The organism is Sulfurimonas lacustris, assembly GCF_059705355.1.
Map to the genome: position 1 here is coordinate 555,538 of NZ_AP046125.1, position 14,103 is coordinate 569,640.

Annotated in this window: 12 protein-coding genes; 8 read left to right on the forward strand and 4 right to left on the reverse strand. The window is 41.9% G+C overall.

The window, feature by feature from the left end; genetic code table 11:
* Nucleotides 1-26 precede the first annotated feature (26 nt).
* The 4 genes from AC6H4V_RS03020 to rho form a co-directional block, all read right to left on the reverse strand.
* The gene (locus tag AC6H4V_RS03020; protein WP_497607417.1) at nt 27-1,787 is read right to left on the reverse strand and encodes a GGDEF domain-containing protein; all 1,761 of its coding nucleotides are present in this window, start codon (nt 1,785-1,787) and stop codon (nt 27-29) included.
* Nucleotides 1,788-1,796: 9 nt separating this feature from the next.
* Nucleotides 1,797-3,842: a methyl-accepting chemotaxis protein gene (locus AC6H4V_RS03025; protein ID WP_497607418.1), complete on the reverse strand. Its 2,046-nt coding sequence runs from the start codon at nt 3,840-3,842 to the stop codon at nt 1,797-1,799.
* A 75-nt stretch (nt 3,843-3,917) separates the two neighbouring features.
* A complete protein-coding gene (gene murI / locus AC6H4V_RS03030) occupies nt 3,918-4,661 on the reverse strand; it encodes a glutamate racemase (RefSeq protein WP_497607419.1) in 744 nt (247 codons plus the stop codon).
* Nucleotides 4,662-4,664: 3 nt separating this feature from the next.
* Nucleotides 4,665-6,014: a transcription termination factor Rho gene (gene rho / locus AC6H4V_RS03035; RefSeq protein WP_497607420.1), complete on the reverse strand. Its 1,350-nt coding sequence runs from the start codon at nt 6,012-6,014 to the stop codon at nt 4,665-4,667.
* Between the two features lie 280 nt (nt 6,015-6,294).
* On the opposite strand from rho, the gene surE reads away from it, so the two are divergent.
* The 8 genes from surE to AC6H4V_RS03075 are packed head-to-tail and all read left to right on the forward strand — an operon-like array spanning nt 6,295 to nt 14,095.
* Nucleotides 6,295-7,104, forward strand: a complete 810-nt coding sequence (gene surE, locus AC6H4V_RS03040) for a 5'/3'-nucleotidase SurE (protein WP_497607421.1) — start codon at nt 6,295-6,297, stop codon at nt 7,102-7,104.
* Nucleotides 7,089-7,985 (forward strand): ThiF family adenylyltransferase, encoded by an 897-nt coding sequence (locus AC6H4V_RS03045; protein ID WP_497607422.1) that lies wholly within the window; start codon nt 7,089-7,091, stop codon nt 7,983-7,985. The genes surE and AC6H4V_RS03045 overlap by 16 nt, the downstream gene beginning before the upstream one ends.
* Nucleotides 7,986-8,030: 45 nt before the next feature.
* Entirely contained in the window at nt 8,031-8,528 is a 498-nt protein-coding gene (gene greA, locus AC6H4V_RS03050) for a transcription elongation factor GreA (protein WP_497607423.1), read from the forward strand.
* Nucleotides 8,515-9,519 (forward strand): N-acetyl-gamma-glutamyl-phosphate reductase, encoded by a 1,005-nt coding sequence (argC, locus tag AC6H4V_RS03055; RefSeq protein ID WP_497607424.1) that lies wholly within the window; start codon nt 8,515-8,517, stop codon nt 9,517-9,519. The genes greA and argC overlap by 14 nt, the downstream gene beginning before the upstream one ends.
* On the forward strand, nt 9,509-10,246 hold the full coding sequence (locus AC6H4V_RS03060) for a UDP-2,3-diacylglucosamine diphosphatase (protein WP_497607425.1): 738 nt from the start codon (nt 9,509-9,511) through the stop codon (nt 10,244-10,246). Before argC ends, AC6H4V_RS03060 begins: the two co-directional genes overlap by 11 nt.
* Nucleotides 10,247-10,249: 3 nt before the next feature.
* A complete protein-coding gene (locus AC6H4V_RS03065) occupies nt 10,250-11,191 on the forward strand; it encodes a chemotaxis protein (protein WP_428730165.1) in 942 nt (313 codons plus the stop codon).
* A 10-nt stretch (nt 11,192-11,201) separates the two neighbouring features.
* Nucleotides 11,202-13,604: a hybrid sensor histidine kinase/response regulator gene (locus AC6H4V_RS03070; protein WP_497607426.1), complete on the forward strand. Its 2,403-nt coding sequence runs from the start codon at nt 11,202-11,204 to the stop codon at nt 13,602-13,604.
* Nucleotides 13,601-14,095 (forward strand): chemotaxis protein CheW, encoded by a 495-nt coding sequence (locus AC6H4V_RS03075; protein ID WP_428730163.1) that lies wholly within the window; start codon nt 13,601-13,603, stop codon nt 14,093-14,095. Before AC6H4V_RS03070 ends, AC6H4V_RS03075 begins: the two co-directional genes overlap by 4 nt.
* Nucleotides 14,096-14,103: the final 8 nt, after the last annotated feature.

Here is a 14,103-nt window from a genome sequence, read left to right on the forward strand (position 1 = left end):
TATATCAAAACAGTTATAATAAGACTTTAAAGCATACAGCTTATAGAGATGTGGTTGGCTTCCTGTTTTGCTACCTTTTTTTGAAAAGAGAAAATCTCATTAAGCGTGTCCACATCCCTTTTTTTTGATGAACTTCTCACCATAAGCACCGATGCGCTCACACTTAGAAGCGGAAACTTTTTTTTGTTTCCTTCTCTGTCACTAGAGAGAATGTAGCCGTTTTCTTTGTCCTCTTTTGAGTAGAGTTCTCTTGTGTCATCGCAAAACTTTTTTACTATTTTCATGATAGCGTCTATCTGTTTTTGATCATCTTCGTAACTGCTCTGGATAGCTATAAAAAAGTCATCTCCGCCGATGTGTGCTTTAAAAAACTCTTGAGAGAGGTTTTTTTTGAGGATGTCCGCAAAGAGGATGATGGCTCTATCCCCGTTTCTAAAGCCGTAAGCATCGTTAAATGCCTTAAAATTATCCAAATCAAGATAGCAAAGGATGTAAAACTCCTGACTTGTGCTTACTTCGTAAAGATATTTTTCTATCATAGAGTTTCCAGGGAGTTTTGTAAGAGGATTTTGCTCTCTGGCATAGAGAAGATTTTGCTCATTCATGATAGTGATGATGGCTCTTGCCGATAAAAAACCATAGTACTTTGCGTTGTTGGTTAGGATGATACCTACAGACTCAGGGTTGTTGGAGAAAAGCTCAATGATGGTGGACATGTTGGCATTTACCTCTGTAACACCGCAAGGCTGTAGGAGATTTTTAAGCTTGAGTTTCATAGTTGTACTGTTTGTCATGAGCGATCTGCCATAAGGCGAGTAGATATACTCTTTGATTTTGCTCTCCAGTAAAATGCCCATAGGTTCATCGTTTGCGTTGACTATAACAGCCGTCTCGATATGTGGGTTTTTTTGAAAATGTTTGATAACTACACCCATCTCCGTGTCGATACAAAGAGAGGGATTTTTGTCAAGATAAGTTTCGGTTTGGTAGTTGCCAAGACTTACTCTCTTTTCGCTACTGAGAATTTGAGCTATATTTTCATACTCTTGTAAAATCTCTGATGCTTTTTTTGTGGGTTTTTGAATGAAATAGCCTTGGATGAAGTGACACCCGATATCTCTGCATGCAAAAAGCTCCTCTTTTGTCTCAATCCCCTCTGCGATAACTTTTATCCCAAGTTGAATAGCAAGATGCGTGATGCTGCGCGACATAATCTTTTTTTTGCTGTCGGTGTCGATATCGGTAAGGAAAAATCTATCTATCTTGATAATGTCGGGCTTTGTGTCATAGAGAAGTTTGTAGCCGGAGTGTCCCACACCAAAATCATCTATGGCGATGCAGTACTTCTCCTCTTTGTAGTGTGCAAGCACCTCTTGCATTTTTAGAGTATTTGAGATTTCATGCCGCTCTGATATCTCAAAACAGATACTTTTTTTACTCATACCGTAACGCTCAAGCAGTTTCATGGTATTTCCATGTGAAAAATCAGGCATCTCCAAAACCCTGTTGTCAAGGTTGTAAAAGAGCTTCATCTTTTCATGACCCTCAATTTCTACAAACTTCTTGATGGCTTTTTTTCTAAGTTTTAAATCAAAAGAGTAGAGAAGATTATCCTCATAAACTGCATCAAAGAGATCAAAAATGGAACTAAAACCGACCTCTTCATAGTTTCTCAAGAGTGCTTCAACGGCAAAAATTCTGCCTGTATGAATATTTAAAATCGGCTGTAGTGCGACATCTAAAATTTTTAAATTTTGTACCCATTTTTTTGGCAGATTCTTTTTCATGTTTTTTCTTTAGGTTCTAAAAATTTCAAGTTTGGAGCGCAATGTATCTGTCATGGCGTTGAGATGTTCTGCTGCGGCTGCAATCTCTTCTACACTTCTTGCGTTGTGTGATGAGATAGTGTTGACTTGAGTTATTTGTGAGACGATGTTTTGCACGTTGCTTCGTGTTTTTTCAAAGTCGCCGATAGTTTTATCGCTTATAGACACTGCTCTATTTACGGTTGTTACGCTCTCGTTTATCTTTGATTCTACTTCAGATGCGCTTTGTGCCAAAGTCTGAATCTCTTCTGAGTTGATATTCATATGAGCGCTTACGTCCATAATGGATTGAACGATGACATTTATGGTTGCATTGATCTCCGTGAGGCTTTTTTGTGTCCTCTCCGCAAGTTTGCGCACTTCGTCGGCAACCACGGCAAATCCTCTTCCATGCTCACCCGCGCGCGCTGCTTCTATGGCAGCGTTTAGAGCTAAAAGATTTGTCTGGTCGGCGATATCCGAGATGATTTCTAAAACAACCTTTACCTGATTTGCCTCATGAGAGAGTGTTTGCATTCTATGGGCAAGCTCACTCTCTATCTCTGCACTTTTTTGGACTTGGTTCGTTAAATGTGCTATTTTTTCTCTTGCCAAACTAAGATTTTTATTTGCGCTTGCTATCTCTTTTTTGCTCTCGTTTGCCTCATCGATAGCTCTGTCAATCTCACCTTTGATTACATCGGCCTCTTTACTTGCTCTATCGATGACGACAACGGACTTTTCAACATTCTCTCCAACTTTAAATGCAGTGGTTGAGAGTTCATGTGAGATAGAGGCGTTTTCATTTGAACTTGCTTTTGATGTCTGTATCAAATCTTTGAGCGTTACTATAAGTGTGTTAAAACTTGATGCCATTTTTGAGAGCTCAAGCGGTACGTTTTCATCTGCTTTGATAGTGAGGTTATGTGTCGTGCTGATGTTTAAGAGGCTGTTTTGGAAATTTTGTAGAGGTTTGATGACGCTGTGATTTACTAAAAACAGAGCAAGTGCGAGTATAACGCCCAGTATTGCCAAAGAGGATATAATGATGCTGCTTTGGATGCTATTTGGTGTCTCAAGCACCTCGGCCTCATCTATCTCACAAAGAATTGCCCAAGTAAAATCCTCTCCGATTTGCAGCGGAGCATAAGAGCTGAGCACCTTGTGCCCGTTGTAATCAACAACTATTTTGGTATCGCTCTTTGCTCCAAATGCCTCTTTAGTCGCCTCTGTATCTACTCTGCCCACAGACGGATTTGCAAAAGAGGCACTTAGAGAGTGTGTTGTGGGGCTAAGAAAACTATCGCTTCGCATCAGTTTGTCCGAACCCACCAGATAATCCTCTTGCGTTGCCCCGTACCCATTTCTATAGTTTGCTATCTTGCTTATCTGCGTGGTGTCTATCTTAAAAATAAGCACTGCTTGCATTTCAGCACCTACCTTAACCGGTGTTGCTATAAACATAGCTGGAGTGTTGCCATCAACAGAGTATTTTTGCATATCAAGAAATGTTGTGCGTTTGTTGGTGCGTGTTTGTTCATAGATTTGCGCAAGCGGAGAGTCTTTGAGAGATCCTTTGTGCAGGTTTGCGCCAAAATCCTCCTTTTTTGCACCGCTGTAAACGACATGCCCGCCCTTAGTCAAAACGATGTAGATGTCACTGTAACCATACTCTTTATAGTACTTTTGAAAGTAGGTCTCATGAGGAAGACGCTCCTCTAGTGCAGAAGAGTCTTTAACTGGAAATAGCTCCTCTTCTGTTACCTCAAGCTCATTAAAAACACTTAGCAAATCCCAAGTCAAATTTTGAAGATTGTCACTGTGTGCCAAAATCTCAATATCTTTGACACACTTGTTGAAAAAGTCTTCAATTTGATGTTTTTTGATATCTCTTGAAGCGGTAAGTTTTGCGTAGCTTTGCGCCATAAGCGCCTCTTTGCTTTTTGAACCGGAGAGAGAAGATGTTATGAGCGCCAAAAGAAACAAAGAGACACACACAAGAAGAAGAATTTGAATTTTAATAGAGAGTTTTGGCATAAGAGCAGACCCCTTAAAGTAGCGATACCAAAATTGTAATAGGTGTTTATTTCTTAATGATTACGAAAAAAAAGATTAGAGGTGCAGCCACTTTTTAGCGACATTTTTAAGTGCTTCTGGGTTTTCAGAGGCGAAAAATTCTAGTTTTGTTGTTGTGTATTTTGTATGAAAGTCAAAATCTTTCTCCAGCTGTTCTACTATTGCATCGCCTGAATGGATAAAAACTGTTTCATTTGAGAAGTAGTTTTGCAGAGCATCTGTGATAAGAGGGAAGTGTGTACACCCCAAGATAACAGCGTCTGGCTTTTTAAGAGCGTCAAAATAGTGTTTAAAAGTTGCTTCCAAAATTGCGCCCTCGTAAATCTCCTCTTCTACTATGGGTACAAAAAGCCCTGTCGCTTTTGCTTGAAGATTTGTAAATCCCTGCTCCCTAAGTCCTATCTCATACGCTTTTGAGTTGATAGTTGCTTTTGTTCCAAGGATAAGGATGTTGGACTCTTTGTCACGAAGTGCATTGGATGTTGCTAGGATTCCCGCTTCAACAACGCCTATGACTGGGCATGATGCAACCTCTCGCATCTCTGTGAGTGCGTGAGCGCTGACCGTGTTACATGCAACGATAATGAGGTCAAGTTCAAAATTTTTGAAAAACTCCACCGCTTCTATGGCGTAACGGATGATGGTTGTTTTGTCTTTGATGCCATAAGGCACACGCGCAGTGTCACCAAAATAGACAATCTCCTCAAGAAGCCTATGCTCTAAGAGAGATTTTACAACAGTTAAGCCGCCGATACCGCTGTCAAATACGCCTACTTTCATAGTTTACTGATTTGGGTTCATGCTTTCTAAAAATTCTGCATTCGTCGGTTTTTTGCCCATTGTCGAGTAAACAAAACGGAGTGCTTCCACCTCGTCATCTTGTTTGTGCATCATCTGACGGAGGATAAATACTTTTTGTAGAACTTCAGGAGAGACAAGAAGTTCATCTTTTCTAGTTCCGGATTTGAGGATATCGATAGCAGGGAAGATACGTCTGTCGGCTATCTTTCTATCAAGCACAACCTCAGAGTTACCAGTACCTTTGAACTCTTCAAAGATAACCTCGTCCATTCTGCTTCCCGTGTCGATAAGTGCGGTTGCGATGATGGTTAAACTGCCGCCGTTTTCGATGTTTCTTGCAGCCCCAAAAAATCTCTTTGGTTTATGAAGCGCATTTGCATCCACACCGCCGGAGAGAACCTTGCCGCTTGATGGCGTGACCGTGTTGTAGGCACGTGCGAGACGTGTGATAGAGTCAAGCAAGATAACAACATTGCGCCCAAGCTCAACACGTCTTTTTGCTTTTTCTATAACCATCTCCGCTACTTTGACATGGTTTTTTGCAGGCATGTCAAAAGTGGAGCTGTAAACCTCGCCCTTAACACTTCTCTCCATGTCGGTTACCTCTTCAGGACGCTCATCCACCAAAAGAACCATCAAGTCTATCTCGGGATGGTTGGCAGTGATACCGTGAGCGATCTCTTTTAAAAGCTCCGTCTTACCGCTTCTAGGAGGTGCAACGATAAGTCCTCGCTGCCCTTTTCCGATAGGTGCAAAAAGGTCCATCATACGACCTGTCAGCCCTTTTTCTCTGTACTCTAGTTTGATTTGTTCTGTTGCATAAAGCGGTGTGAGGTTTTCAAAGAGAGGTCTTTTTTTGCTCTCTTCAGGAGGAAGACCGTTGACTGCTTCTATCTTGATGAGGGCGTAGTAACGCTCTTGCTCTTTTGGAGGGCGCACTTGACCGGTAACAACGTCTCCGTTACGAAGAGCAAAGCGCTTGATTTGGGTATTTGACACGTATGCGTCGTTGATACTCTCATCAAAACTCTTGTCAATAGAGCGGATAAAACCATAACCATCCTGCATAATCTCCAAAATACCCATAAAGAGGATAAAACCACCCTGCTCAGTTTGTGCTTTTAAGATTTCAAAAATGAGGTCTTGTCGCTTTAGCTCATTTGGCTGCTCGATAGCTAGCTCATCCGCCATCGCCGTTAACTCTTCTATACTTTTGATACGAAGGTCTTCTACACTGACACCCTTGACTGGGTTGTGCGTTCTTGATTTTGGGTTTGCGTTGGTTTTAGGATTTTGGACTTTGCGAGGTTGTTGCGTGGTATTTTCGCTCATATATACGACTGCCTTAACGTTTTGGATTTTTGCCCTGCGGAATTTGGGAAATTGAGAAAGCGTAAAAATAAATTCATTACGATTTTGATGCCGTAATTTTACACTAATAGAAGTTGTTATGTCAAGTATGTGGTGGAGAGTTCTTGCAAAACTAAAAACACGCTCACTAAGGCTTCACGGTGGGTACCCCACAACCGCTTTGCTTGTTGTGACCCTTCCGTTGCAGAATCGTTCGCTTAGTTTTTAGTTTTGCAAGAACTCTTATGTTAGAATAGCAGTTATGAAAAATGAAAATAGATATAAAATTTTGGTAACAAATGATGATGGTTACGAGGCAAACGGTTTGTTGGCGCTTGTGGATGCTCTTAGAGAGCTTGAGGGCGTGGATGTGACTGTAGTTGCACCTGCAAATGAAAAATCAGCTTGCGGGCACTCTTTGACGCTTGTGCGACCTCTGCGTTTTGTGGGGGTTGGGGATAACTTTTTTAAGCTTGATGACGGTACGCCGAGTGACTGTGTCTATCTCTCGCTTAGTGCGATATTTGTGGATTCAAAGCCTGATTTGCTTATCAGCGGTATCAACCGTGGCTCAAATATGGGAGAAGATATCACTTACTCAGGAACGGCGGCGGGGGCGATGGAGGGGGTTTTGCATGATATCCCTTCCATCGCTATATCGCAAGTTATGGATTTTACGGATCCCCAAGGTGATTTTACTTTGGCACAAAAGACGATTAAAAAGCTCGTTACAAAGATACGAGAGGGTTCTTTTCCTCTTCCTGAGCGTGAGTTTTTAAATGTAAATATCCCGCCAAACATTGACGGAGCGGATAAAAAAGATGCAAAAATGGTATTGACATACTCTGGATACAGGATGTACGCCAACGATTCGCATCTACATAGAAACCCACGAGGCGAAGAGTTCTACTGGCTGGGTCTGCATCCGCTCAACTTCTCCGCACGTGCAGGCAATGAGGGCATAAGCGACTATGAAGCCATAGAGAGCGGCGATATCTCCATCACGCCCATTCAACTTGATATGAGCGCATACAAAAGTATGAACAGACTCAAAGAGTGGCTGGAACAGTGAAATACGAGCGCATAAAGCCCCTTTTCGGGGATGATTTTGCCAAACTTCAAAATGCGAAAGTTCTGCTTTTAGGTGTCGGCGGTGTCGGCGGACACTGTCTTGATTGTCTTTGCAGAAGCGGCGTTAGGCATATAACGATTGTTGATTTTGACACGTACGACATGAGCAACCAAAACCGTCAACTCCACTCAGAGCTTCATGAGGGAGAGGTAAAAGTCCACGCACTCCAAAAACACTACCCGCACATACAAATCATAAACGCAAAGATAGACGAGGCGTGGGTTTGGGCATTTGACTTTAGCGAGTATGACGTGGTTTTGGATGCCATAGACGACATCAAACCCAAACTCTCTCTTGCGCAAAAGTGCCACAAAAAACTCATCTCCTCCCTTGGAAGCGCAAAACGGCTAGACCCCACAAAAGTAGAAGTTGGCGATATCTGGAAGAGTTACGGCGACAAATTCGGCGCAAAAATCCGCTACGAACTCAAAAAAAGAGGCTTCAACAAAAAATATAAAGTCATCTTTAGCGCAGAAGAGGCAAAAACAAAAGAAAAAGCAAGTTTTATTGGGGTTACGGCAACTTTTGGACTTGTGATGTGTGCAGAGGCACTTGGAATGCTAAGGAGAAAAAAAATGGAAAACTTTAAGACAAACCCTCTTGCATGTGAGGGAATCATAGGCGATGGATGCGGCGGCGGACGGATTTTTTATGTTGAAGATGAGACACTCTATGCCCATGACCCAATCTCAAAAGAGAATATAATGCTGCTGCAAAACATTAAAAAAGCAAAAAAAATAAGCAAAGCAAAGTGCATCATTACCATAGAGTGCGAAGATGAGACGATAGAGTTTGACCTCTCGAAGATGAAAAAAGAGTGAATTTGCTATAATGGCGCAAAAAAAATCAACAACAGAGAAATAGAGATGGAAAAAATCGAACCGATGACACTTTTTGGGTACAACAAACTTCAAGCAGAGGTAAAGTACCTAAGAGACGTGAGAAGACCACAGATTGTCAAAGATATTGAAGAGGCACTCTCGCATGGCGACTTGAAAGAGAATGCCGAATATCATGCGGCAAAAGAGAACCAAAAACTCATCGATTTGCGGTTGGCGGAACTTGCAGAACTCTTAGGTTCATCCAAGATTGTTGACCCAAGCGAACTTGAACATGCAAAGGTAAGCTTTGGGTCAACCGTAGTTGTTTGCGATGTCAACACGGAGGAGGAGTTTACATACACAATTGTCGGTGGATGCGAATCCAACCCGGATATGGGACTTATCTCGTTTAACTCTCCCTTGGCAAGACAGCTTTTGGGGCGAGAAGAGGGGGACGATGTGAAGGTTCAGCTTCCAAACGGGCAAAAAGAGTTTGAGGTTGTTGAAGTAAAATATCAGGAGATTGTCTTTGAGTGTCATTAATGTAGGCGTTATAGGCGCGAGCGGTTATACGGGGCTTGAACTTGTCAAGATTCTTCTCAAACATCCAAAGTTTCATCTCTCTTATGTTGCCAACACAGAGGGCGGAACAACTTTGGAGAAGCTCCATCCATCTCTTGCAAAAGTTGCTTCTATGGATGTACAAAAGGCGGATTTCGATGCTTGTGCCGCTGCATGTGAGCTTGTATTTTTGGCACTTCCGCACCAAACGGCAATGGCGTATGTCAAACCGCTTCTTGAAAAAGGGTTGAGAGTTGTTGATCTCTCGGCTGATTATAGACTTCCTCAAGATATCTATGAAACGTTTTACTGCCCTCATACCGATACCAAAAACTTAGAGCATGCGGTTTATGGGCTTCCTGAACTTTTTGCTAAAGAGCTCAAAAGTGCAAAACTTGTCGCAAACCCAGGCTGTTTTCCAACCTCGGCGGTTTTGGGTGTTTTGCCGTTTTTAAGCAGAAGAGTAAAAGGCACTCCGATAATCGTTGATTCAAAAACAGGTGTGAGCGGTGCAGGTAAAAAACTTAGCGATGTGACGCACTTTGTAAACGTTAACGACAACCTCTTTGCCTACAATCCTCTCTCACACAGACATGCTCCGGAGATTGCTCACAAGCTAGGCGTAACGCTTGATGAGGTTCATTTTGTACCGCATCTCTGTCCGCTTACTCGTGGTATGTTAAGCTCTATTTATATACAGGTTGAGGGTGATTTTGATGCTTCTAGCGTACTTGAAGAGTTTTACAAAGATGCAAAGCATGTACGTGCAAGCAAAAATCCAGTCGATATGAAAAATGTCGCAGGAACAAATTTTTGCGATATTTATGTCAAGCGAAGGGGCAATCTTCTCTTTATCTCAAGTGCCATAGATAACCTTATGAGGGGTGCGTCATCGGCGGCAGTAGCCAACGCAAACTTGATGATGGGGCTTGATGAAGATTTGGGTATCCCAAACATAGCGTATGTCCCATAGTATCACGCTCAAAGAGGGTGCGCTTGTCGTAGCAGACGCGCACTACTCCCACAAACGTCCCGAACTTTTGACTTTTCTCAGAGAGATTTACGTTCAAAATATCCACGCAACACAGCTTTTTTTGATGGGCGACATCTTTGATGCGCTTTTTGGGGAAGTTCCTTACACTCACATACAAAACCAAGAGGCGATAGGGCTCATCAACGAGATAGCCCAGCGCATAGAGGTCTTCTACTTTGAGGGAAACCACGATTTTAACCTCGCTTCTATTTTTCCAAATGTCAAAATATTTCCCATCGAACAGCAGCCCGTGGCATGCAGCTACGAGAGCAAAAAAATCCTTCTTGCGCATGGCGATATAGAGGGCGATTTGGGATATAAAATCTATGCCAAAACGATTCGCAACAGCACTCTTTTACATCTGCTCTCCTTTTTGGACACTCTTTTTGGACATGCGATTTTAAAACGCTTAGATGCTTACTTGAGCAAAAAAGATGATTGCAGAAAGTTTGTCGGTTTGAAAAGATTTATGCAAAAGAGGCTAGGGGCAAAATATATTTGCGACTACTTCATAGAGGGGCATTTTCACCAAAACAAAACCATAGAGATGGACGGTTTCATCTATATCAATCTCGGTGCTTTTGCTTGCAATCAAAGATACTTTATAGTAAAATCGCCTCAAAATAGAGAGTTGTTAGAAGAAAAAAATTTCTCAAAAGGGATTTAGGATATGGATATAGACAATTCATTAAAAGTCGGCTCAAATGAGATGGAGCTTGTAGATTTCCGCATTTTCAAACAAGAAGAGGGCAGAGTTTATGAGGGGATTTACGGCATCAATGTCTCAAAAGTCCGCGAAATCATCAAACTGCCAAAATTGACTGATTTACCAGGAACACCAGAGTTTATCGAGGGGATTTTTGACCTTAGAAACGTAGTTATTCCTGTTGTCAATTTGGCAAAATGGATGAAAATCAAACAACCCGAAGATATGGAAAAAAGTTCACGTGTTATCATTACTGAATTTAACAACGTTCTTATCGGTTTTATCGTCCATGAAGCAAAGAGGATTCGACGCATCAGTTGGGCTGACATAGAGCCTGCCTCTTTTATGAGTAGCTCCTCCTCGTTAGAAGGAAACAAAATCACGGGTGTAACGAAAATAGAGGGTGATAACGTTCTGCTTATCTTAGACTTAGAGAGCGTTGTTCAAGACCTTGGTCTTTATGAACCGGACACACAGTTTGACAATACAGAGATAGAGAGTTTTTCAGGGCTCGCACTTGTACTAGATGATAGCTCAACAGCACGAAAAATTGTCAAAGAAGCACTGATGAATATGGGCTTTGATGTTCTTGAAGCCATAGATGGCGAAGAGGGGCTTCAAAAGCTTAATGAACTCCATGAAATTTATGGTGAAAAAATCGCAAAAACGCTCAAGATAATCATCTCTGACGTTGAGATGCCGAAGATGGATGGTTTTCACTTTGCGGCAAATGTGAAAGAGGATGGAAGATTTACAGATATTCCGATAGTCTTTAACTCCTCTATTAGCGACCATTTCAGTGAGGGACGAGGAGTTGAAGCTGGCGGTGAAGCTTACTTAGTGAAGTTTAAGGCGAGTTCATTTTATAAAGAAGTAGCGCGAATTGTTCGTGCTCATATGAAGTAGGAGTGTAAAGATGGATGAATTTCAAGAGATATTGCAAGATTTTTTAGTTGAATCTTTTGAGCTTATTGAGCAGTTAGATCAGGATTTGGTTGAGCTTGAGACGCGACCAGATGATTTGGAACTTTTAAACAGAATCTTTCGTGTTGCACACACAGTTAAGGGTGCTTCATCATTTTTAAATTTTGATGTTTTAACGCATCTTACGCACCATATGGAAGATGTTCTCAACAAAGCAAGACATGGTGAGTTGATTATTAGCCCAAATATTATGGATGTGATTTTGGAGTCTATCGACCTTATGAAAGCGCTTCTTGTTAGGATTCGTGATACAAGTTCAGATGATGGTATCGATGTCTCTGGTTGTGTTGTAAGACTTGATAAATGTGCAAAGGGTGAGGTGGATTTGGAAGTTCCTGCTGCAAAACCTGCTGCGGCAAAAAAAGTAGAAGAGGTAGTCCAAGAGGAGACGCCTCAAATAGCACCTCAAGATGAACCTGACTATGAAAATATGGACGCAGATGAGTTAGAAGCAGAAATTGAGAGACTACTACAACAAAGACAAGCAGAAGATAAAGTAAAAAGAGAGCAAAAAAACTCAGGCACAAACGCAAGTGCAAAATCAGAGGAAGAGGATGATGCAGAGGAGTATGAGCCTGTTGTCAAAGTTCCTGCCGTTGTAACTCCTGCACGTAAACCTGCCTCTTTTGGGGATGATTCAGAGGGAAGTGACGATGCAAGAGCGGGCTCTCCAGCGAAAAAGCAGTCAACAGTAGAGCAAACTATCCGTGTAGATGTGAAGAGACTTGACCATTTGATGAACCTCATAGGAGAGCTTGTTCTTGCGAAAAACAGACTGATCAAGATTAACGATGATGTGGAAGAGCGTTATGAGGGTGAGAGCTTTTTAGAGGAGCTTAACCAAGTTGTCTCCATCGTCTCTATCGTTACAACAGACCTTCAAATCGCGGTTATGAAGACAAGAATGCTTCCTATTGGTAAAGTATTTAACAAGTTTCCAAGAATGATTCGTGACCTTGGTCGTGAACTCAACAAAAAGATAGAACTTGAGATATCGGGTGAAGAGACAGAACTTGACAAATCTATCGTTGAAGAGATAGGCGATCCGCTCGTTCACATTATCCGAAACTCATGCGACCATGGCATCGAAGCACCGCATATCCGTGCAGAACAGGGCAAAAACGAGACAGGTACGATTAAGCTCAAAGCATACAATGAAGGAAACCAAATCGTTATCCAAATCGATGATGACGGAAAAGGACTTGACACAGAGATGCTCAAGAGAAAATCTCTTGAAAAAGGGCTCATTACCGAAAAAGAAGCGGATAATATGAGCGATAAAGAGGCGTTTGGTCTTATCTTTAAGCCAGGGTTCTCTACGGCAGCAGTTGTTACAAACGTTTCAGGTCGTGGTGTCGGTATGGACGTTGTAAAGACAAACATAGAAAAAGTTAACGGTATCATTGACATCGATAGTGAGATAGGTGTCGGTACGTCTATGAAGCTCAAAATTCCTCTGACATTGGCGATTATTCAAGCGCTTCTTGTCGGTGTTCAAGAGGAGCACTACGCTATCCCTCTTGCTTCTGTTTTAGAGACGGTGCGTATCTCAAAAGATGAAGTTTATACAGTAGAGGGACGCTCTGTTATGAGGCTGCGTGAGGATGTTTTATCACTTGTGCATATTGGTGATATTTTTGAAGTAGAGCGCATTTTAGACTCAAGCGAGTATGCTTATGTTGTTGTTCTTGGTCTTGGTGCAAGTAAACTTGGTCTTATTGTGGACACGCTTGTCGGGCAAGAGGAGATTGTTATCAAGTCTCTCGGAGAGTTTCTCAAGGGCATCAACGGTATTGCAGGAGCGACTATCCGTGGAGATGGCGGCGTAACGCTTATCGTTGACGTTGTTGCTATTATGGATATGGCAAAACATGTAAAAACATCAGCGATTGTAGATACGACGTCGGATGTTGCACTCCTTACACGTGACAAAACAAAAGCGAGTGACTACACCGTGATGATAGTAGATGACTCTAAAACAGATAGAACTATCATGAGAAAAGCATTAGAGCCACTAGGCGTTACATTGGTTGAAGCAGGTGATGGTCAAGAAGCACTGAGCATCTTAAAACAGGGTGACCATAACTTTGATGCGATGCTTGTGGATATTGAGATGCCGCGAATGGACGGCTACTCTTTGGCGACAGAGATTAAAAAGTATAACCGATATAAAAATCTCCCTCTCATCGCTGTTACGTCACGCACAGGCAAATCTGACCGTATGCGCGGTGTTGAATCTGGTATGGTTGAGTACATCACAAAGCCGTACTCTGCTGACTATCTTATGAGCGTGGTTCAAAGAAATATCAATTTTAAATCGGAGTTTTTAAAATGAGCGATAAATTAAAACAGATTATCAAAAAACAGAGCCAAAAAGAGAGCGAAAACTTAACGCATACAGATGATGTTGTACAGTTAGTTGGTTTTGTTATCGGGGATGAGGAGTATGCAGTGCCTATTCTCTCGATTCAGGAGATTATCAAACCATTTCCATGGACAAGAGTGCCGCAAGTTCCAAAGTATGTGATTGGGGTTTTTAATATGCGTGGCGCTGTTATACCTCTTATTGATTTGCGTACGAAATTTGGACTTAGTCCTAAAAAACATAACGAAGAGACGCGATTTATCGTTATGCGTGATGGAGACGATATCGCAGGATTTGTTATCGATAGACTTACAATGGCGATAAGAATTAAAAAATCAAACATAGGACCAGCCCCTGATACGGCAAGCGGCGATGATACGGCGATTGATGGCGTTGGAAAACAGGCAGATAAGATTATCACGATTTTAAAGGTTAAAAAACTTCTACAAAGAGATTTTTAACCCTCTTT

Excerpts from the sequence above, each read along its gene's own strand:
- AC6H4V_RS03070 (WP_497607426.1), top strand. The coding sequence starts at position 11,202 with ATGGATGAATTTCAAGAGATATTGCAAGATTTTTTAGTTGAATCTTTT.
- AC6H4V_RS03075 (WP_428730163.1), top strand. The coding sequence starts at position 13,601 with ATGAGCGATAAATTAAAACAGATTATCAAAAAACAGAGCCAAAAAGAG.
- greA (WP_497607423.1), top strand. The coding sequence starts at position 8,031 with ATGGAAAAAATCGAACCGATGACACTTTTTGGGTACAACAAACTTCAA.
- AC6H4V_RS03065 (WP_428730165.1), top strand. The coding sequence starts at position 10,250 with ATGGATATAGACAATTCATTAAAAGTCGGCTCAAATGAGATGGAGCTT.
- AC6H4V_RS03020 (WP_497607417.1), bottom strand. The coding sequence starts at position 1,787 with ATGAAAAAGAATCTGCCAAAAAAATGGGTACAAAATTTAAAAATTTTA.
- murI (WP_497607419.1), bottom strand. The coding sequence starts at position 4,661 with ATGAAAGTAGGCGTATTTGACAGCGGTATCGGCGGCTTAACTGTTGTA.
- AC6H4V_RS03060 (WP_497607425.1), top strand. The coding sequence starts at position 9,509 with ATGTCCCATAGTATCACGCTCAAAGAGGGTGCGCTTGTCGTAGCAGAC.
- surE (WP_497607421.1), top strand. The coding sequence starts at position 6,295 with ATGAAAAATGAAAATAGATATAAAATTTTGGTAACAAATGATGATGGT.
- rho (WP_497607420.1), bottom strand. The coding sequence starts at position 6,014 with ATGAGCGAAAATACCACGCAACAACCTCGCAAAGTCCAAAATCCTAAA.
- AC6H4V_RS03025 (WP_497607418.1), bottom strand. The coding sequence starts at position 3,842 with ATGCCAAAACTCTCTATTAAAATTCAAATTCTTCTTCTTGTGTGTGTC.